This is a genomic window from Klebsiella sp. 18074, from assembly GCF_902705905.1.
GTDB lineage: Bacteria > Pseudomonadota > Gammaproteobacteria > Enterobacterales > Enterobacteriaceae > Klebsiella > Klebsiella terrigena.
Map to the genome: position 1 here is coordinate 229,742 of NZ_CACSIS010000004.1, position 19,497 is coordinate 249,238.

16 protein-coding genes and 2 pseudogenes are annotated in these 19,497 nt (G+C 47.7%); 8 read left to right on the forward strand and 10 right to left on the reverse strand.

All coding sequences use genetic code 11. The features are described 5' to 3' along the window. Nucleotide 1 precedes the first annotated feature (1 nt). On the forward strand, nucleotides 2–844 hold the full coding sequence (locus GVK32_RS06035) for a LysR family transcriptional regulator (RefSeq protein WP_159867131.1): 843 nt from the start codon (nucleotides 2–4) through the stop codon (nucleotides 842–844). 146 nt (nucleotides 845–990) lie between these two features. On the opposite strand, the gene GVK32_RS29490 is transcribed toward GVK32_RS06035, so the two are convergent. Further along, nucleotides 991–1,449, reverse strand: a complete 459-nt coding sequence (locus tag GVK32_RS29490; protein ID WP_368667447.1) for a DDE-type integrase/transposase/recombinase — start codon at nucleotides 1,447–1,449, stop codon at nucleotides 991–993. Nucleotides 1,450–1,483: 34 nt separating this feature from the next. Further along, a pseudogene (locus tag GVK32_RS06040) lies at nucleotides 1,484–1,591 on the reverse strand (transposase); the annotation flags it as partial. A gap of 1,742 nt (nucleotides 1,592–3,333) precedes the next feature. Here GVK32_RS06040 and GVK32_RS06045 point away from each other — a divergent pair. From GVK32_RS06045 to GVK32_RS06065, 5 genes are read left to right on the forward strand one after another with little or no spacing between them, the layout of a single operon-like run. Continuing rightward, nucleotides 3,334–3,891: a fimbrial protein gene (locus GVK32_RS06045; RefSeq protein WP_159867137.1), complete on the forward strand. Its 558-nt coding sequence runs from the start codon at nucleotides 3,334–3,336 to the stop codon at nucleotides 3,889–3,891. Between the two features lie 48 nt (nucleotides 3,892–3,939). Beyond that, a complete protein-coding gene (locus GVK32_RS06050; RefSeq protein WP_159867140.1) occupies nucleotides 3,940–4,686 on the forward strand; it encodes a molecular chaperone in 747 nt (248 codons plus the stop codon). Then, nucleotides 4,664–7,207, forward strand: a complete 2,544-nt coding sequence (locus tag GVK32_RS06055) for a fimbria/pilus outer membrane usher protein (RefSeq protein WP_159867143.1) — start codon at nucleotides 4,664–4,666, stop codon at nucleotides 7,205–7,207. Before GVK32_RS06050 ends, GVK32_RS06055 begins: the two co-directional genes overlap by 23 nt. A 15-nt stretch (nucleotides 7,208–7,222) precedes the next feature. Further along, entirely contained in the window at nucleotides 7,223–8,308 is a 1,086-nt protein-coding gene (locus tag GVK32_RS06060) for a fimbrial protein (protein WP_159867146.1), read from the forward strand. 24 nt (nucleotides 8,309–8,332) lie between these two features. Further along, nucleotides 8,333–9,067 carry a molecular chaperone gene (locus GVK32_RS06065; RefSeq protein ID WP_159867149.1) on the forward strand — a complete coding sequence of 245 codons (735 nt, stop codon included), beginning with the start codon at nucleotides 8,333–8,335 and terminating at the stop codon, nucleotides 9,065–9,067. An 826-nt stretch (nucleotides 9,068–9,893) separates the two neighbouring features. Here the strand turns inward: GVK32_RS06065 and GVK32_RS06070 are convergent. Next, nucleotides 9,894–10,352 (reverse strand): hypothetical protein, encoded by a 459-nt coding sequence (locus GVK32_RS06070; RefSeq protein ID WP_159867152.1) that lies wholly within the window; start codon nucleotides 10,350–10,352, stop codon nucleotides 9,894–9,896. Next, a complete protein-coding gene (locus tag GVK32_RS06075; RefSeq protein ID WP_159867155.1) occupies nucleotides 10,345–11,202 on the reverse strand; it encodes a winged helix-turn-helix domain-containing protein in 858 nt (285 codons plus the stop codon). The genes GVK32_RS06070 and GVK32_RS06075 overlap by 8 nt, the downstream gene beginning before the upstream one ends. 512 nt (nucleotides 11,203–11,714) lie before the next feature. On the opposite strand from GVK32_RS06075, the gene GVK32_RS06080 reads away from it, so the two are divergent. Continuing rightward, the gene (locus tag GVK32_RS06080; RefSeq protein WP_159880930.1) at nucleotides 11,715–12,311 is read left to right on the forward strand and encodes a hypothetical protein; all 597 of its coding nucleotides are present in this window, start codon (nucleotides 11,715–11,717) and stop codon (nucleotides 12,309–12,311) included. A gap of 174 nt (nucleotides 12,312–12,485) precedes the next feature. Here the strand turns inward: GVK32_RS06080 and GVK32_RS06085 are convergent, their stop codons facing one another. The 4 genes and pseudogenes from GVK32_RS06085 to GVK32_RS06100 form a co-directional block, all read right to left on the reverse strand. After that, complete coding sequence (locus GVK32_RS06085; protein WP_159867161.1) at nucleotides 12,486–12,674, reverse strand: hypothetical protein; 189 nt, start codon at nucleotides 12,672–12,674, stop codon at nucleotides 12,486–12,488. A gap of 74 nt (nucleotides 12,675–12,748) precedes the next feature. After that, a pseudogene (locus tag GVK32_RS06090) lies at nucleotides 12,749–13,955 on the reverse strand (IS3 family transposase). A 168-nt stretch (nucleotides 13,956–14,123) separates the two neighbouring features. After that, nucleotides 14,124–14,801, reverse strand: a complete 678-nt coding sequence (locus tag GVK32_RS06095; protein WP_159867164.1) for a nitroreductase — start codon at nucleotides 14,799–14,801, stop codon at nucleotides 14,124–14,126. Between the two features lie 12 nt (nucleotides 14,802–14,813). Continuing rightward, complete coding sequence (locus GVK32_RS06100) at nucleotides 14,814–15,788, reverse strand: nitronate monooxygenase family protein (RefSeq protein WP_255429323.1); 975 nt, start codon at nucleotides 15,786–15,788, stop codon at nucleotides 14,814–14,816. An 81-nt stretch (nucleotides 15,789–15,869) separates the two neighbouring features. Here GVK32_RS06100 and GVK32_RS06105 point away from each other — a divergent pair, with 81 nt between their 5' ends. Further along, the gene (locus GVK32_RS06105; protein WP_159867170.1) at nucleotides 15,870–16,739 is read left to right on the forward strand and encodes a LysR family transcriptional regulator; all 870 of its coding nucleotides are present in this window, start codon (nucleotides 15,870–15,872) and stop codon (nucleotides 16,737–16,739) included. A gap of 251 nt (nucleotides 16,740–16,990) precedes the next feature. On the opposite strand, the gene GVK32_RS06110 is transcribed toward GVK32_RS06105, so the two are convergent. Both GVK32_RS06110 and GVK32_RS06115 read right to left on the reverse strand, forming a co-directional pair. Beyond that, nucleotides 16,991–17,974 carry an aldo/keto reductase gene (locus GVK32_RS06110; protein WP_159867365.1) on the reverse strand — a complete coding sequence of 328 codons (984 nt, stop codon included), beginning with the start codon at nucleotides 17,972–17,974 and terminating at the stop codon, nucleotides 16,991–16,993. A 301-nt stretch (nucleotides 17,975–18,275) separates the two neighbouring features. Then, complete coding sequence (locus GVK32_RS06115) at nucleotides 18,276–19,370, reverse strand: NADH:flavin oxidoreductase/NADH oxidase (RefSeq protein ID WP_159867173.1); 1,095 nt, start codon at nucleotides 19,368–19,370, stop codon at nucleotides 18,276–18,278. Nucleotides 19,371–19,497 lie beyond the last annotated feature (127 nt).

Genomic DNA, 19,497 nt, shown 5'->3' on the forward strand with positions numbered 1-19,497 from the left:
AATGAATAAAATAAACCTGCAAAAGTTAAAGATCGTCAACGCGGTTATTGAGTGCGAGAGTGCCAGCAAAGCAGCAACCCAGCTGAATATTTCGCCTTCAGCAATTAGCTACACTATCAAAAGTCTAAGGGAATATCTAGGCGCTGATATTTTTATCCGCACGAGGTCGGGCTTAAAGCCGGATGATACCGCGTGGGCCCTGCAGGAACGCTATCGTGAGATCGTGGCGCTCAATACCAGCAGAAAAGAATTTATCATTGCCACCTATTCATTAATTGAACTTTTACTGGCAGATTCGCTGCACAATATGGAAGACGGGACGTTATTTCACTTTATTACCATGGATACCTGCGAGAACGAACGTTTAAGTAAACTGAAGCAACGAGAAGTCGATATTGATATTGGTGGAAAGCTGCCGGACGATATCTCTATTATATCTAAAAAATATCTTCAATCTGACACCACCATTCTGGTCAGTGAAAACCACTCGTCGATTCATGACAAATTTACCCTCGCCGACTGGCATGAGAATACCCATCTACGTTGGCGCCGGGATTTAGGCAGTATTACCAGCATGATTAACGGGATGGATCCTACGGATGCGCTTATTCTCAAGCGAAAAATTTCCTGGGAAAGTCCTAATTTACTGACGATGGCCTATCTGTGCGCCAACAGTGATTCAATCATGATTATTCCGCAAGTTTTCGTTGCACCGCTGCAGAACGTCTTTCCGTTAAAGTCCTTTGCGCCACCGGCGGGGCTGGAGATGCAATTTGAATGCTATATCCACTATCATCGTTCCTTAAAAATGGAGCTGGACAATCTGGATTTAAAATTTATTTAAATAAAAGCCACCCGTTGCGCTGAGGACGGCGGTTTCTTGCAGCGGCGACAGCCTCCGCCGCCCACATTTTACATAGACCCCGACACAATTCTTCATCTCCAGGTGGACGATGGCCGCAATGATACAAAGACTCGCCTTTCCACCAGTTAGAGCAGCTGCGTTATCAGTACTGGCGCAAGTGTTAACTCCAGCGATATGAACCAGTTCTCGTTCAGGCACTTCTGTCGCAACCTGCTGTTGAACGATTCCACCTTGGTATTATCCGTGTGTGCAAAAACAGTTGATTCAAACGGTAGTCCGTTATCTATTTTCAGTCTTTTCTGTAACGGGCACCTCAGCGCGATAGTGTTCAGCATCTCAGCCACTTCTGCAGACCGCAGGTTCTGGCCCACGCAGATCCCCAGACACTCACGCGTGTAGAGGCCAATGACAGTCAGTAGGCGGAGCCGGCGACCGTCAAACAACACATCAGAGACAAAATCCATGTCCCAGACGTGGTTCGACCAGAGTCCCTTAGGCTGTGGTTGCCGTTTCAGTGCGGATTTATTGCGGTGTGAGCGTTTAAGCCGAAGCGACAGCCCATGTTTACGGTAGAGCCAGTAAATACGCTTATCGTCTAATCAGTCAATATCAGGATCCGGCTTCGGAAATAGCGGCCTCGCGACACACATCTTTGACGGTGCACCCGACTTCGACAGACTTCAGAACGGCAATGATCTGGTGTTCGGTGAATCGGATCTTACGCATAGCAATCTCCTCAGGGGACATAATCAGTATGTTGGAAGATCTCTAAAAGTGAATGGGCCGTTTTGACGAGATACTTACACAACCTGCCGGTCATTATTGCCTGAGAGAGAGTTAGGCTGTATCCATTAGGTCCGGAAAAAATAGCAAAACTGCGTTTATGTCGCAGATCGGTAAAATCCGTGTGACGCGGTTTTTCTGCGATCGGCGGCGAATAAGGGCTATGGGGCACAAGGAGAATCATTGAGCAGAAAACGGTGGTGACATAAGGCCTGCTGGTGAGGAGCGTAATACAAAATATGCGGCTGGGGTACTCATTCTTTGTAATAGGCTTTTGGGATGTAAACCTTTAGATTGTTCACTAATCGGCCTGAGACCGAACCTTCGATAGATCTGCATGCCTGTCCCGCTCCGTTTCACCCGGTCATAGATACGGAGTCGGGATTTTTTTCATTTTTGATGTATTAAATCCCCCATCACCGAACGTTAAGTGTGCCAGATCGATAACCTACCGTATAATGATAGCTAAGAAAATCCGGCATATTCACACTGGATTTCATGGGATAGCCTACCCTGGCCATGAAGCTGGGGCTGAGCAGAAAATGAATGTTTTAATCAGCATTTTGCTGTCTTAAGGTAAGGTCGCTAAAGGAACATTCATATTTATGACCCCTCCAGGCTTTACCGTTAAAAATGTTGAAGTTGTATCAAAGCAATTAAAACAATTTTTCGTCCTCCAAAACATACTCCTCAAGGAGTATTATGATTAGATCCAACATACATGTTACTGTACCGTTACACCATTAACAATGATGTACATACCGAACTTCAGCCGCCGATAACACCTAAACGTCGTTTTCGCGCGTATACTCTTTCATAGATTCACCTCAGCTATTTCCCCAGCAGACAACGTATAATAATGAATAAGAATTTTACCCATTGAGGTGACAATAATATTCTTATTTTATCAAAATACCGCTCGGACAAATGGGGAACTTTTGGCATTTTCAATAGACATCACTCACCTTACCCCACACAAGAAGTCAATAGCGCCAACAAAAAACCATTAAGCAATCAAAAAAACAAAAGATAAGCCTATAAAATAAAACAAAACTCCGATAACACACAAAAAACAAGTTTTTTATAAACACGGAAACATATCACTGCCTGATTACAGGTCCGTTCACCTCAACTCATAACCACATGATTTAAAATGATATTATCCAATTTCCAGAATATATTACTCGATTATTTTTACTAAGATTTATAAAAGGGAAAACCCTTAAAATAGGTAACACCAATCAATAATGGCGAATTCAATTGCTTTAAACAATTATGAAGAGACATCTATATACGTTAAAAATAAACACGCAGCGGAACTCTGGCCATATAAAGATAAAAACTTAGCTAATGGATAAACGCCGACGCTCACCTTTACCGTGGAGGAATAATCAACATACATGTAACTTCAAGTTATTTAATCGTCAATCATCCAGCATAAAAGTGGAGTAATGCTACATAAGCCCAGGTAAATTAAAAAATGCGCCACCAGGGTTAATATAAATAATACTGCAATGCTCGCAGGATTATCGTTATATTACATTAGTAAATATTGCCAATTACTGATGAGACAATGATGCTATCGAACTTTCTATGCTAATAAAGTGAGAGGTATTTGTTAAAAATAATCTCGATAGCATCTTTATATTGCTGTTCATATCAATACAACTAAGGGAATTATAATTATGCGTAACCGTAAACACACTCTTTCAGCGCTGGCGCTGGTACTGTCTTCTGCGGCAGCAACTTCAGCAATTGCTGCTGATGGCACCATCACTATTAACGGCCTGATTACCGACACCACCTGTACTATTACCGTCGACGGAGGAAAGAAAGATGCAACCGTAACCTTACCAACGGTTTCAGCTTCTAGCTTGTTCGCTGCGGGCGCAACTGCCGGCGCAACGCCGTTCAATATCTCTCTGAGCGGCTGCTCCGGTACCGCTATTTCTACGGCCAGAACCTATTTTGAACCAGGCGCCTATGTTGATAGCCAGAGCGGCCGTTTGAATATTGATGCTGGCGTAGCGGATGCGGCAACCAACGTACAGGTCCAGCTGCTGAACTCAGCGCGTAACCCGATCTTCGCCGGCACTTCCATGGCCAATGGCCAGAACGATATTCCGGTTGATGTCAGCGGCGGCAGCGGTACCTTAAACTACTTCGCCCAGTACTACGCAACCGACGCATCAACTGCCGGTACCGTGACGACCCAGGTCGATTACACCATGGTTTACGAGTAACAAATCAGGGAGCAGGATTGCCTGCTCCCTATAATGATGAGGTTTTTGATGTTTAAATATTTACTCTCCGGTTGTATCTTCATGGCTTCGAGTATTATTTCCTCAAGCGCCATAGCTGACGTAGCAATTAACGGAACACGCATCATCTTTAACACCAAAGATAAAGAAGCCGTTGTCCAATTAAAAAACAATGGTAAGAACCCGTATTTGTTACAACTGTGGATTGATGATGGTAATCCTAAAGCTAAGCCCGGCGAAGTAAAGGTTCCTTTTATTATTAATCCTCCAGTGGTACGCATCGACCCCACAAAAGGTCAGGCGGTGAGAATCATGTTCACCAATGCCGCCCTGCCCCAGGACCGGGAAACGCTGTACTGGTTCAATATGCTCGAGGTCCCGCCTAAGCCCACAAATCTGGTGGAGAGCGGCACTAACCTTTTACAGCTTGCCTTTCGAACGCGAATTAAATTGTTCTACCGTCCTGGCAACCTTCAGCAAAGTTCTCTGGAGGCTTATAAGAACCTTAAATTTACGCTGCACGGCAATACGTTAAATGTAAAAAACAAGTCCCCCTATTTTATTACATTCAGTAGCATCGAGCTCCGTAAATCAAAGCATTCTGCAGTTGCCGCCGCCGTTGATAACTTTCCGCAACGCATGCTGGCACCACAAGGAGAAATGAATCTCCCGCTGACAGCAAAAAGAGCTGAAAGTCTGAAAGGCCTCACTCTTTTCTACAGTGTAATTAATGATTACGGAGGAGAAACTAAAAATGAGCAGGCATTGCCAAAATAATAACAAAATAATTTCTTCAGTTCGTTTATCACGGATTGCACAGCTGGTTATATTATCCATTACCTTATCTCAAGCCGCATCAGCAAAACAAAATGAAGAAGTTATTTTTAATAGTGCATTTATGCGTTCAGCTATTGACGTTGGCGCATATTCCCAGGGTAATCCCGTGGTCAGCGGTACGCATACGGTTGATATTTCTGTTAATGATAAATGGAAAGGCCGTACGGACGTTAACTTTACCTATGATGAAGAAAATCCGATCGTTGCTAAGCCGTGTTTTAATATTAAACTGGTTTCCATGCTGGGCATAAACATTGATAAGTTAACCAGCGAAATATTACAAAAGCTACAATCGGCTAACGCTTGCATTCGCGCTAAGGATATCGCCCCCGATCTGAGCGCCGAGTATGATACTGGCACTCAGAGAATTAACATCCAGTCCCCACAGATCTATCTACTTCGCCATGCCCGGGGCTACGTCAGCCCTGAGCTATGGGATCACGGTATTCCCGCCGCGACGCTGCAGTATGATTATAACGCCTACCATTCCAGCATGTCCGGCGGCGACTCGCTGGAAACACAGTACCTGGGGCTACGCGGTGGGATTAACTGGGACGCCTGGCGTCTGCGCTACCGCGGCTCATTTAACTGGAACGAAGGCCAGGGCTGGCATTACGACAATACCAGTGCTTATCTTGAGCGCGCGATTATTCCGCTGCGTAGCAGGCTGGTGATCGGCGAATCCTCCACCGACGGGAACGTGTTTGATAGCGTGGGCTTTCGCGGCGTGATGCTGTCGTCAGACGATCGGATGTATATGGATTCACAGCGCGGATTTGCGCCGGTGGTCAACGGTATTGCCAACACCAATGCACTGGTCCAGGTGAGCCAGCGGGGCATGCGTATTTATGAAACAACCGTGCCGCCGGGGCCATTTACGCTGGACGACCTGTATCCGACCGGGGTCGGGGGTGACTTGCTGGTAACGATTAAAGAAGCGGACGGCAGCGAGCGCCGCTTTACCGTCACCTACGCCGCCATTGCAGAGCTTTTGCGCCCGGGTACCACCCGCTATACCCTGATGGGTGGACGCTACCATAATGCCACCGTGGATGAAAAACCGGACATCATGATGGGCACGCTGCGCCACGGCTTTACTAACCTGATTACCGGCTACACCGGCATCCTCGGCGGCGAGAATTATCAATCGGTCGCAGGCGGCGTCGCCCTGAATACCTCTGTCGGCGCAATTTCTACGGATATCACCCACGCCCGCAGCGTTTTACGCGACGATATCAAGCGTGAAGGACAAAGCTTACGCTTCTCTTTTGCCAAAATACTGCCGGTGGTCAATACCAACGTAACTCTTGCCAGCTACCGCTATTCCAGCTCGGGCTATTACGGTATTGACGATGCCATGATGCTGCGCGCCGGGCAGCTGCGCAACAGCAGCTGGTTTAACGATACCGCTAACCGCAAAAACCGCTTTCAGCTGAGTGCCACGCAAAATATCGACGATACGTGGGGCAGCTTTAATGTCAGCATCAGTAGCCAGGACTACTGGAACCGCAGTGGCCACGATACGGAATACCAGTTCGGCTACACCAATGTTTTCAAGCACTTTAACCTCAACATTAACGGTAGCCGTACCAGAGACCTGATGAAGGACAAGTGGGATAATAAGATTGCGATCGGTATTTCGCTGCCGCTCGGCGACAGCGGCCGTTCGGCATATCTCAACTCCACCTATGTTCAGGAGCGCGATCATCGGGGCATACAGAACTCGCTCGCCGGAACCGCCGGCGACAACCGCCAGTACAGCTATAGCGCCTTTGGTAGCGTAGACCGTTACAAGGATGTCGGAACCCGAACGACCGGCGGTCTGAGCGGTAACTGGACCTCGCCATGGAGTAACGTTGGCGGCAGCGTGTCTGCGGGAAACGGCTATCAGCAGTACGGGATGAGCCTATCCGGCGGGGTGGTGGCATGGCAGAGCGGGGTGGCGCTGACGCCGGTGATGGGCGACACCATGGCCGTAATTGAAGCAGATAACGCTGCGGGAGCCAAAATTACCAACAACAACAGCCTGCGGTTAAACGGCTCGGGTAAGGCGGCAGTGCCGTATTTAACGCCGTACCGACAAAATACCATTGGGCTCGATCCGAAAGGCTTATCGAACGATATTTCACTGGAAGTCACCAGCCAGAATAGCGTCCCCACGGCGGGAGCGGTGGTCTTAATGAAATATAAAACCGATGTCGGCCACTCTGCGCTTCTGACCCTCAGCCATCCGTATACCGAGCTGCCGTTTGGTGCATCCGTTCTTGATGAAGCTAACAATACCGTCGGTTATGTCGCCCAGGGCGGACAGGCGTTTGTGCGGGTGAAAAATGAAAACGGACGGCTTCACGTACGTTGGGGGAACGGGGGAAACCAACGCTGCGCATTTAGCTACAGCCTGCCGGGCGGAAAATCGACGCCTGCCGGTGAGCTACCGCAGCTTAGCGCCGTTTGCCAGTAACAGGAGAAGTGAATAATGAAAAGCATTATGCGTATTGTAGCCCCGTATCTGCTCGCTTTCTGCGGCATGTGTGGTTTCGCCCGGGCGGACGGAACCTGGGTCGATTGCGCCAGAACCAACGGTTATTATCAGTACTTTGATTCCGCGACTGTTCAGGTGGGCAAAGATGCGGACGTGGGCGATTTTCTCGGCAGCTGGTTCACCTCGTCGAACCCCACGGCGTGGACTTGCAACCATCGCACTGCCTATCAGAGTTCGAATATCCCTATTGCGGTGCAGGGATATCCGCCATATACCATCTGGGGTAGTGCCCAGATCGATGGCCAGACCTACACTATTTACAACACTGTGGTAAAGGCCGGCTTAGGTTACGTCGCACGTTGGCGTTATACGATAAAAGGCCAGGTCAGCGACTGGTACCCGTTGACCGTCAATAACGGCGTCTACCAGACGCCCGCGCAGCTATTCAACGCCAGCTATAGCGGCAGTTCATGGAACGTTGGCGTCGATGTCCAGGTACGTTTTGTCAAGACCTCCACATCGTTAACGGCGGGAAGCCTCAGCATTTTTGACCCAATGTATATGCGTCATTACCAAAGCTATCAGGGCAGTACTTCCCTCGGCGGCGGCACCTATATGATTGCCCAGTTTCGCTCCGGCGGGCTGGTGATTTCAACCACCGGCGGCACCTGCACTACCCCGGATATTGCCGTCGAGCTCCCTCCCGCGGGCCGAGCTGGCTTTAGAGGTATAGGCTATACCACTTCACGGACCGGCTTTAACCTGGACTTTAAAAAGTGCTCTGCCGGCTTAGCCAGTATCAGCTATTTGTTCACCCCCAAATCGTCGATTATTGATAATACGCAGGGGGTCTTTGCCCTGGACAGCACCTCTACCGCCAGCGGCGTGGGCATTCAACTGCTGAACGGCCAGGATATACCGCTGTCGTTCAATACCGAGTATCTTCTGAGCGATTATGATACCACCAGAAATGACGCCAACTACTCGGTACCGCTGCGCGCTGGTCTTTATCAGACGGAAAATAACGTTACATCAGGAAGTATCAACGGCGCGGTGGTCTTTACCGTTCGCTACAGATAAATATCGCCACCGGGAGCGTTCGTTATGACCTTCATTGCTAAATTGGCTTCACTTTTTTTGGTATTTTTTTTAACCGCCCCAACGGCGGCTGGAACCTATATTAACTTCACCCGCCTGGTGGTCAGCGAGCAGGAGCGTGAGGTAACGTTTAGCATTATAAATGAGGGGAATAGCGCAGTCCTTATGCAGCTTTGGACCGACAGGGACAACTATCTGGATCGCCCGGAAGTCATCAGGATGCCTTTTCTTATCCAGCCGCCGGTGTTTCGCCTCAACGGACATGATTCTCGCACCGTGCGCCTGCAGCTGGCGGGTGACCGTAGCGCATTACCGACGGATCGCGAATCGCTATTCTGGCTTAATGCGCTGGAAATCCCCCCCGAGGCCGCCGGGGCCAGCAAAGGAGAAAATAGTCTGCTGCAGGTGGCTTTCCGCACTCGCATCAAGCTTTTTTACCGCCCCGCCGCGCTGGCAAACATAACGCCCGAAGAGAGCGTCAAGAATGTCGTATCAACAACAACGCGCTGCGATGGAAAAATATGTCTTAAGCTGAATAATCCCTCCCCGCTGCACTATACCCTGCTGAAAATTACCCTCGATAACGGCGATGAGATCGGCAACCTGCCGGCCGATAGTATGCTGCTGCCGCGTTCTTCTCTGAGCATTACACTTCCGCCGTCGGCAACCCTTAGGACGCAGCTGAAATCATTGACCTGGATTGATGATTATGGCGTGGAGCGCAGCTACTCAGGGCAGTGAAGGAAACCATACGCCAAGGATAAACGCCTGGCAGAGCCCTGCCCTTTGGAACTTTCATGCTCTATTCAGGAGGACGGCGTGCATACGGTTCTCAAAATTAAGTATTTTTTGGCATTTTTATTTTATATAAAAAGTCAAAAAATTAGCTTCTCTCAGAAAAATGGAGGCATCTTTTTGAAAAACAAACAATAAACCCTTCAAGTATATGAGCCATGTAAAGTCACTAAATCACTGATGCCAAAAAACCAGAAAATTACTCTCCCCGACTTTGCTATCGAGTCCTTACATGGAAGACAACAGGCCTTTCGAGTTTCCACATCGCTTTTCTATACCACATTTAGGAGTGATATTTTTTAGAAGGGTTTTAGCCTTAGCCAAGGTTCTATGTAGTAAATTGAATATAAACTAATATACTCGTCATACTTCAAGTTGCATGTGTGTTGGCTACGTTCGCTCACCCGAATCACTTACTGGTGTAAGCTCATCGGGATTCACTCCCTTGCCGCCGTCCTGCAACTTGAATTATTTAGAGTATAATAAAGCAATAGTTAGACACAATAAACGGAATAATTTTGGAACGATGCATCAAAAAACACCACCTCAGAACACCTGATACCCATTGAAAACGGGGATGTTTCGCTGCACGGCTGTATACCATGAACGTCCATGCTCCAGTTCCTACAAGAAAAGTAACCATGAGGTATTTGGAAAGACTGGTTGTTTATCTGATGGTGCTTGCCGTATATTCATGAAAAAAAATCCCAGGTAATATATCATTAAATGCTGAGATACAGATTATTTTTATGGAGCTGTATGGCGCCGATGATTAGCGCTTAACGCTGCTGCCATTACAATAAAAAAAAGGCGTACTGACAAAGCTCATAATAAAATCATTTTTGTTCTCTCGTTTGATCCGAAAAGTTAACGAGTTACCATTTTCGATAAAGAATGTGGGATAGTGCTTCATGAGCAAGACATCGGGTATATTATCCAGCGGATTCTTGTGGATGATACCATTGATCAATATATAATCAATAGCGCTTTTCTTACTATAAGCAAAACGAATTTCCCGGCTGATAACATATGCAGTTTTGCCATCATTAATTTTTCCGTTAATCAATATCACTCCGGAGCCTTTGGATATGATAAATCGGTAGAATGCCTTAATGACAAAATCATCGTGATACAAGCTATGATTAACTTCACAGTTGATATCATCATTAGCATAGACACCTGATGAAAAACACACCAGAAGCATGCAAATAGCAAAAACATATCTAGTCATTTTTATCCACAATGTAGGTTACAGAATCACATTTGAGGGAAGTTTTGGGGCCACAGATAAAAATAGTCAACCGAGGTGAAGCCGAAAAATGGGAAACAAAATATTTGTTTCCTGTATCGCAGACATACCCGTGACTTTGTAAAAAATTAATAACATAATCATTATTATCGTTACGCTCATTAAAATAGACACAAGATGGTTCATTAGAAAAATTACGATAACCATCGATGGTAAAATTAATTTTTTTATTGCTAATTGTCCATATAATGAAAGCAAGAAGCAGCAGACCACATAGTGACAGTCGCAGATAGATTGTACGTTGCGAAAATATTTTTTTTATCGAAACCGGATCATTCATCCCCTCCGACTTCGCTACTCGTTCGGGCGGCAATGTGGCCTCTGAGGTCGGAATAATCGGGACGCGTTCAGCGCGAAGTAAATTTTTCTCAGCTGGTTGCGCTGACAGGGAAATATCCTGTTGACGAAGCGGAAAAACAGTATTCTCACCCTGAACAAGTTTCTTTATTCGGACATACTTGTTGAAGCGAATCCCCTTCCCTCTGACCGTGGTCAATATTTCCTTCTGATAACCTAATTCCCGGAAAACCTTGCGTAAATTAACAAAGCATTGATAGTAAGCAGCGTTAGAGACGGTACGTATCGCATCCCCCCCCCAACCCGCTACCATTAATTCATGCTGGGTTACTACCTCTCCATGCCTTTCCAGTAATAGTGTCAGACAGCTGGCGCTGGCACTATGCAGGATAAATTTTGATGAGTTCTTTAGAGATAACAGCTGTTTCTCCTTAGGGGAGAAGACAATTTCATTATCAATAATATATTTGTCCATACGCCCCCCAAGATGAAAGCATCTTTCAATGCAACATATATCAATATGTTAGCATATTTTTGGGTGTTTTCCATGAGCTGTTTTAGAGTTGAACACTCTGTATTTTATAAAAAAAGCATTCATCAAGGTTATCAGCCTGACTGAGGCTTGGCTTTCCGGCATAAGCAAAACCTTAGTTTTAGTACAAACCATAACCCATTGTTAAATCGATAGTTTTACTTATGGTTTAACGATAAGAATTCACCATTTAGGAAAATTACCTTACTCTGCATCCCGTAAGTCGTTGTGATGAGACATCAAACCTTCCCGGTAAAGCTATATCATCACCAGATTTTCTTATTTAGCACAGAACTGAATTTTGTTCATCAACTAATAGAACGATTGCGTATCTAGATGCACAGTGACTTACAAATTAAATTGTATTTTCATGTTCATACCATTATGGGCATATTCTTTTTATTTAAAAAACAAAAAAAACAAAAAAACACGAACATATAAACATTGGAGCTAAAATGATTTATCATATAATTTCAGATGATGTTTTTTTCTTATCAGGAGCAAGTGAAGTTCTGAAAAAAGTAATCAATGAAGCATCTATCATGAGCAACAACATTAATGTAAACGGCTGGCGATATACTCGAATGGCAATATCAAAGATCCCATCACAAAAAATAATAATATATATTAACTGTTTCCGAAAACGCCGGATAGTATTACGATTAGCAGCCGCACACAACCTTGTCGCTATAATTATAACGCCATTTAGAACTATATCAAATGATGTAAAAAACAATCCAATGTTAATTTCAGCGCAATGTTCGAGGGAAGATCTTTTGTTTTCAATACTCAATTCAAACCCAAAATATAGCCATAAAAACGGTTCAAAATCATCGCAAAACATAATAAGGAGACTGTCCTCAGGAGTCAGCATCCCTGAACTTGCAACAAAATTAGGGATGAGTCAAAAAATGATCTACACTATCAAAAATAATGCCATTCGCAAACTAGGCCTAACTACGACTAAACTACATGGATTACTTCTCTGTCGAGATATACTTGAAATGAACCGTATAAACTTATGCTGCAATAATATTAGGAATGGTCGTTAATATTAATGGACAAAGCAACAAACATAGCCAGCATGCTACTCATGTACAAAAAATTTATAAAAGGTATACAAAGACAGCAGAACATTGCCACGTAATAGATAGAGACTGCCGCCGATGCTTCGGGTTGCATTCACGGAGACCTTCTGCACTTTACTTTCAGCATTGGCTTGCCGGTTAGCCCGCAAGACAGGCGTAAACGCCCGCCAACTCCTGATCGGCATAGCTATCTGCGGCAGCCTCATCCCAAAAATCGGCAATTTTATTCAGGATCGACAGCTCCGTGCCTTCGGCCTCTTCGAGTGCAAGATTGGCATCTTTTAGCGCGTAGCTTAGCTGCATTTGCGCAGGAAAATGCCTTTCCATAATCATCTCCAGCTTGCATTTGACATACGGTGCCGCCCATCCAGCTGGAGTTGCCCCCGCTAAAACGGACACGGTTAATTTATAGCCAGTAGCGAACTTCTGTGCTCTCTCGGTGACTGCATTTTCAGACCTTTGTGGGGATGCCCGTTATTATAGTCCACCATCCATTCCGTCAGTTTTTCCATTACGGTCACCGCATCCGGCAGGTCATTCACATACACGTAGTCACGCCTGAACGTTTTCACGAACGATTCAGCCATCCCATTGCTCTCCGGACTGCGTACTGGCGTCGTACACACGATGAACCCGAGTGAGGCAGCGAACGTTTTTGTTGAGTCCGCTATGTAGCAACTGCCGTTATCGGTTAGCCACTCAACGGCATGTGGCAGGTAAAGTGTATTGCCAAAGCGCTTTTCTACACTCTCTGTCAGCAGATCCTGCACCATAACGCTGTTTATTCCACCTGTTGTCGCCGACCAGCTGATGGCTTCGCGATCACAGCAGTCAAGGCTGAACACCACCCGCACGACTTCCCGATTCCAGCAGCGCATTTCGAAGCCATCTGAACACCAGCGCGTATCCGGCTTAAGTGTCACGACGTTGCCGGTATGACAGCGCTCTGGCTTTTTATGGCCAGATTTTGCCAGTAACAGGTTATTCGCCGGCATGATCCGGTAAATACGTTTGGGGTTAACCCGCCAGTTCTGTTCCTTCAGCGCACGATTGAGGTGCGCAGTCACGCGACGATAGCCGTTTGTCGCCCGCTCGCTGCATATCTGGCGATAAGCGGTAACAGTCGAGCGTCATCATCTTTGCTGTAGCGGGCTGACCGATGCTGGCGTTTCTTCAGCAGCCGGTCATAAAGATTCGAACGCGATACGCAGAGCACTTCGGCTATTCGGATGTGGGGGTATCGTCCGGTGGCAACAATGGCATGCGCGATATCAACTTTTTTGCCTGGGCTATCTCAAGCGCGTCCCGAAGGATTTCGGCTTCCATCGTTTTGCGTCCCAGCATTTGTTCAAGCTGTTTGACTTTTTTCTCCAGCGCTTTGACCTCTGAGACGCTGACCACCTCGTCGCCTGCGGCGATCGCAGACTTCCCACCATCGTTCATGAGCCGTTTCCACTTAAAAAGAAGACTGGGTGTGATGCCATATTGCCGGGCAACGAGTGAGACGGTGTTGCTGGGCTGCATGGCGAGCGCAACAAAACGGGCTTTCTCTTCGTGAGTATAACGACGGCGCTTTTGCTCGCCAGCGATCACTTCGATTCTTTGCACAGGACACTCCTTAAACATAGCTCTATGACTAAGTCTTACTGGTTAAGTGTCCGGTTTAAACGGGGGCTACTGCACTCAGGGCGTGAAGCGGACGTTGGCCTGTACATGTTATTCAGTTCTACGTGTCCTGGCGGACACGTAGCCAGTACATTTAATAAAGCATTTCAGTTACTGATGAAAGATGACGCTTTCACCGAGGGGCGCTTTATTAATTCTGTATTGATTTGCAGGGTGATCCGGGTCCGGGTAGCCCAGAGAGATACCGAACAGTAATTTCAACGCGGGGTCCACACCCAGTTCTTTGCGGATGGTTTCGGCATAAAAGCCCAGCATGGTCTGCGGAATGCCGCCTAAACCGTGAGCGGTAAGAGACAGCAGAAGCGTCTGAGCGTACATACCTATGTCACCCGCAACACGAACGTTATCGCCCACTTCCGGCATAAAAAGCAGCACAACATGGGGCGCGCCAAAGAATTCCAGATTACGACGTGAAGCATCGCGACGCTGATCAAAATCCTCGCGTTTAACGCCGATGGCCTGATAATAGGCAGCGCCCTGTTCTCTGGAACGTTCACGGTAGACGCCAGGGAAATCACTGGTGTCAAAGCTAAAGTCTGGCGTCAGTTGACCCACGTCGTCCGCCGCAAGAATCGCCTTGCTCAGCGTATCTCTTTTTGAACCTGAGACAATATGCGTTTGCCAGGGCTGAGTATTACAGTTTGAAGGTGAGCGCTGTGCATCCTCTAATACCGAACGGAGAATGTCTTCCGGAACCGGATAAGGAAGAAAATTACGCACTGAATGACGTTCACGCACGACATCCCGAAAAAGCAGTGATGCAGACATAATGAGCCTCTTTTAAAAGTCCAGCACAAGATCGGCAACAATTTCTGCTGCCGGTCGAATGGATGTGATAACGGAAATACCCGTGCCGGTGGACACGACGCCCTGGTCAAGGTTGCCAAGCCTCATGGCCTGCCACAGCGAGTGATAGCCGTTCATGGCTTTAAACAGGGTTTCACGATCGGTGCCCTGCGCATCTAACTCTGCCAGCGTCGGACTCAGACCGGTGGGCAATGTACGGTAATAAGCCGGAAGCGTACGGAACAGCAGCAAATCTTCCGCCGTGGAATCGACAATCAGGCGTTTGACTTTGTCAGCGGCAGGGTTTTCAACCGCCGTCAAAAAAAGGCTCCCGGCAAAGACCCCTTCCGCCCCCAGAGCCAGCGCGGCACGCACGCCGCGTATGTCACCTATACCACCCGCCGCAATGACCGGAACATTAACGCTATCCACGATCATGGGAACGATGCTGAACGTACCAATCACCCGGGATGGCACGGTGCCACCTTCGTCAAAACCTGTCGCAATGATGATGTCGGCGCCTAATTTCTCCGCTTCTTTCGAATTAGCAATAGAGGGAGTCAGGGCGCGGTAAAGAATTTTTATGCTGTGGCCCTTAAAAAAATCGTAGATTTCAGGGTCCAGCACTTCATTGATCAGTACCACTTCCACGCCTTCTTCTACCAGCATTTCGGCAGTAGGCCGCCAGAAACTCATGTCCGGGCCGTTAATCAGGGTCGTAGCAAAGGGTTTATTCGTCAGCTTTTTAACTTTTCGGATTTCTTCCCGCATACGATCGAGCGCCACATAGCGTGAGCCCGGCAGGCTTTCCTGACCTGCGTGAGGCCCAAGAGTGCCAAGACCGCCAGCATTTGAAACCGCAGCGACCAGTTCCGCATTAGTCAGAAAATACAAGGGTGCCTGTATAAGCGGATAACGAATGTTTAAAATTTTGATGACGCGGTTATTCATTTTAGATCCTGAGGAAATCACACAGGCAAAATTTTACCCTTTACAAAATGGAATGGAATCACCAAAAATAGATACATTCCTTCCAAAAATGGAAATCACGTGGATTTTAACGCAACGAAATTGTTCATCGCAGTGGTGAATGCCGGTAGTTTTTCTGCGGCAAGTGACAGAGCAGGGATACCGATCTCCACGTTAAGTCGGAAAATTAATGAGCTCGAGCAGGCCCTGAATGTACAGCTCCTGGAACGCTCACGGCATGGGATTAAACCCACCTATAAAGGACAACAATTCTTTGAACAGGCTCGTCTGGGTGTGGAGTTACTGGAGGATGCACAAAAGTCCGTCACCTCTGTCCACACCTTACAGGGCAAATTGCGTCTGTCTGTCCCGCCTAACTTCTCATTATGGTGGGATTTACTGATCGCGTTTCAGCAACGTTATCCCGATATCACCGTGTTTTGTCATTCCAGCGAAAGGGTGGTTGATTTGTTCGGGGATGGCATCGATGTGGCACTCAGAATGGGCGATCTGAATACGGATGATGTAATCGCTAAGCACCTGATGACCCTGGAAACGCTGTTTGTCGCAAGCCCCGAATTATTAGCGTATCACGGTACCCCAGAAACTCTGGCAGAAATGGTCCGGCTTCCGGTTGCTGCCTGGGAGAGTCTGAATCACAGCTTTTTTGAATGGGACTCGGGAACCAAAAGAGTTAAATATGAGCCCTTCTTTTCCACCAATAATGCCCAGGGCTTAATTCATTACGCTCTGAGTGGTAAGGGCATTGCTCAGATACTGGATTTTGCAGCCAGACCTTGGCTGGAAAGTGGTGAGCTGATACAGCTTTTACCCGGTATAGCCACGCAGAAGCTTCCTCTGCACCTTGTCTACGCCCGGCATAAACATCCCTCAGCACTGGTGCGAGCGTATCTGGAGTTTTGCACCGAATGGGTGGGGAAACTGAGTTAGAGTTATAAAAAACGTCCCCCCCTTGTTTAAGGATAGCGTTGCGTCGACCCGTTGAACTCGCAGCACGAAGCGGACTAACTCACTGAGCAGAAGGATCGCTCTGAGCGATCAACGGAAGTTAGCCATACCCAGACATAATCAAATACGACTGATGTCAGATTTACTCATTGTATTCTCCTTTACCGATTCCGGAGCGGCCCGGTTTAATACCTGGCCGCCATTTTCAGCAGATTAAATAGACTTACGGATACTCATGAAGCCGGCTGAACAATCTGCATCTGCTCTTTGTTCATACGGCCACCATGAACTTTCAGGTGTGATAATGCCGTATTCAGCTCGCTTAATTCTGCTGGAGTGAAATGGATATTCACTGCACCCAGGTTTTCGTGTAGATGATTGATATTTCTTGTTCCTGGGATTGGCACAATCCAGGGCTTCTGAGCAAGTAACCATGCAAGTGCAATCTGGGACGGCGTGGCATTTTTTTCCGCAGCGGTTTTTCTCAGCAGATTCAGGAAAGGCTGGTTTGCCGTCAGATTTTCAGGAGAGAAACGGTCAAAACCAGTCCGGAGGTCTTTTTTCGGATCAAAACGGGTTTGCGCATTCAGTGTTCCTGTCAGATACCCCATTCCAACAGGTCCCCAGGGAACAAAGCCGATGCCCAGTTCTTCACAGGTTTGCAGGACGCCATTGTGTTCCGGATCCCGGTTCATTACTGAATACTCAGTCTGAACGGCTGCGACGGCCTGAACTTTATGAGCGCGACGAATGGTTTCAGGGCCGGCTTCTGACAGGCCAAAGTGCAGGACTTTGCCCTCCCGGATAAGGTCTTTGATAGCTCCGGCAACGTCCTCAATAGGAACGTTTGGATCGACGCGGTGCTGATAATAAAGGTCAATATGATCGGTTTTCAGTCGGCGCAAAGATTCTTCAACCACCTTCCGGATATGTTGAGGCTGACTGTTCAGGCCGCCGTTTTTGATGTCAAATCCAAATTTAGTGGCAATAACGACCTGATCACGGATCGGAGCCAGTGCCTCACCGACTAACTCTTCATTGGTATAGGGACCGTAAACTTCTGCAGTATCGAAGAACGTTACGCCCTTGTCGTGTGCTTCACGCAGTGTACGGATACCCTGGCTTCGCTCAGCTGCGGGCCCGTAGTTTGCACTGATGCTCATACAACCGGCACCTAATGCTGAAACGGTAAGACCGCCTAATTTACGGGTTGCCATACTGCCTCCTGCTTTATGCGGGATAGTGTTTTTATTCTTTTCAGGAGCAGACGCTGAGGACGCAGCCAACGAAACAGAGCTGACTGCCATTCCAGCGCCGGCCAGTGCTGCACGGAATAAAAAACCCCGGCGGCTCATCGCTCCGGCCGATACTGAAGACGCTTCTGCCGAAGCTGAAACAGCGACGTCTGTTTTATTGTTATCGAATTTTTCCATTTTCATTTTGCTCTCCAGAGGTGATGAATTTTATATAGCAGCAGCACCGCACGGGATGCTGCAGCATGGGAACTGCGGCGATTAATTACTCTGCCCAGTTCTGCAACCAGTACGCATACTGAACGGGCAATACGGACTCTGGTGCGGCAATTTTGAGTTCCCGCGCAGCCTGGAAAACCCAGTGAGGATTGGTAAGCAGCGTGCGGGCGAAAAACACAAGGTCGAGTTTTGCATCCTGAATAAAGTGACTGGCATCGCTGGCGCGAGTGATCATCCAGCTCGTGGAAACGGGTAATCCTGTTTCTCTGCGAACCCGTTCAGCATAAGGAACCATGAAGTTAGGGCCCCAGGGCACCTGCTCGTCGGGTGTTGAAAGCGCCAGACCGACATCCACAAAGTCAATGCCCGCTTTTTTCAGCCAGCGGATCACGTGCAGGGATTCGGCAAAGCTGTGTTCAGGGCAGGTATCGAATTCAATGACACCCAGGCGGGCGGTGAGCGGCAGGTGTGAAGGCCAGACTGATTTGACGGCCTCCACTACATCGAGCATAAAGCGTGCCCGGTTCTCCAGAGAGCCACCGTACTGGTCTTCACGCGTGTTGGCTTTTGAGGAAAGGAAAGTCTGCGCGAGAAATCCGTGAGCAAAGTGAAGCTCAAGCCATTCAAACCCTGCTTCATAGGCGCGATGGGCGGCGTCCCGGAAATCGTTCACGACGTTCCGGATGTCTTCCACAGACATTTCACGGGGAACATAATCGCTCTCCTGAACGTAAGGTACGGCGCTGGCTGCGACCGGCGTCCATGCCCACGGATCGTGACGGTCCAGAGGCGCGCCACCTTTCCAGGGCGGTGTACATCCTGCTTTCCTGCCGGCATGTCCAAGCTGTATGCCCGCTACGGAACCAGCCTGTTTAACAGCAGCAGCAACAGCGGAAAGACCTTCAGTATGAGCATCACTCCACAGACCCAGATCACCCGGGGTGATGCGGCCTTCAGGGGTAACGGCTGTCGCCTCAACGATAATCAGACCAGGACCACCGCGTGCCAGCATTGAATAATGCGTTTTGTGCCAGTCGTTAACAAAACCGTGTTCAGCCTGATACTGGCACATCGGTGAAGCGACAATCCGGTTGCGAAGGGTAATGTCTTTGAGGGTGTAGGGATCAAATAAATCTGGCATCGGACATCTCAACAGTTCAGGTTAAGTATTAACCCATTATTAATGCTTTCCTGCCTGATATCCTTGTCAGATCCGCCGATAATTTTGCCTAAAATGATTCATAGCTACTGAAAGGTGCATAATTATT

Bases quoted from the DNA above. Each gene is read 5' to 3' on its own strand.
- GVK32_RS06035 (WP_159867131.1), top strand. From the start codon at position 2: ATGAATAAAATAAACCTGCAAAAGTTAAAGATCGTCAACGCGGTTATT.
- GVK32_RS06045 (WP_159867137.1), top strand. From the start codon at position 3,334: ATGCGTAACCGTAAACACACTCTTTCAGCGCTGGCGCTGGTACTGTCT.
- GVK32_RS06050 (WP_159867140.1), top strand. From the start codon at position 3,940: ATGTTTAAATATTTACTCTCCGGTTGTATCTTCATGGCTTCGAGTATT.
- GVK32_RS06055 (WP_159867143.1), top strand. From the start codon at position 4,664: ATGAGCAGGCATTGCCAAAATAATAACAAAATAATTTCTTCAGTTCGT.
- GVK32_RS06060 (WP_159867146.1), top strand. From the start codon at position 7,223: ATGAAAAGCATTATGCGTATTGTAGCCCCGTATCTGCTCGCTTTCTGC.
- GVK32_RS06065 (WP_159867149.1), top strand. From the start codon at position 8,333: ATGACCTTCATTGCTAAATTGGCTTCACTTTTTTTGGTATTTTTTTTA.
- GVK32_RS06070 (WP_159867152.1), bottom strand. From the start codon at position 10,352: ATGACTAGATATGTTTTTGCTATTTGCATGCTTCTGGTGTGTTTTTCA.
- GVK32_RS06075 (WP_159867155.1), bottom strand. From the start codon at position 11,202: ATGGACAAATATATTATTGATAATGAAATTGTCTTCTCCCCTAAGGAG.
- GVK32_RS06080 (WP_159880930.1), top strand. From the start codon at position 11,715: ATGATTTATCATATAATTTCAGATGATGTTTTTTTCTTATCAGGAGCA.
- GVK32_RS06085 (WP_159867161.1), bottom strand. From the start codon at position 12,674: ATGGAAAGGCATTTTCCTGCGCAAATGCAGCTAAGCTACGCGCTAAAA.
- GVK32_RS06095 (WP_159867164.1), bottom strand. From the start codon at position 14,801: ATGTCTGCATCACTGCTTTTTCGGGATGTCGTGCGTGAACGTCATTCA.
- GVK32_RS06110 (WP_159867365.1), bottom strand. From the start codon at position 17,974: ATGGCAACCCGTAAATTAGGCGGTCTTACCGTTTCAGCATTAGGTGCC.
- GVK32_RS06115 (WP_159867173.1), bottom strand. From the start codon at position 19,370: ATGCCAGATTTATTTGATCCCTACACCCTCAAAGACATTACCCTTCGC.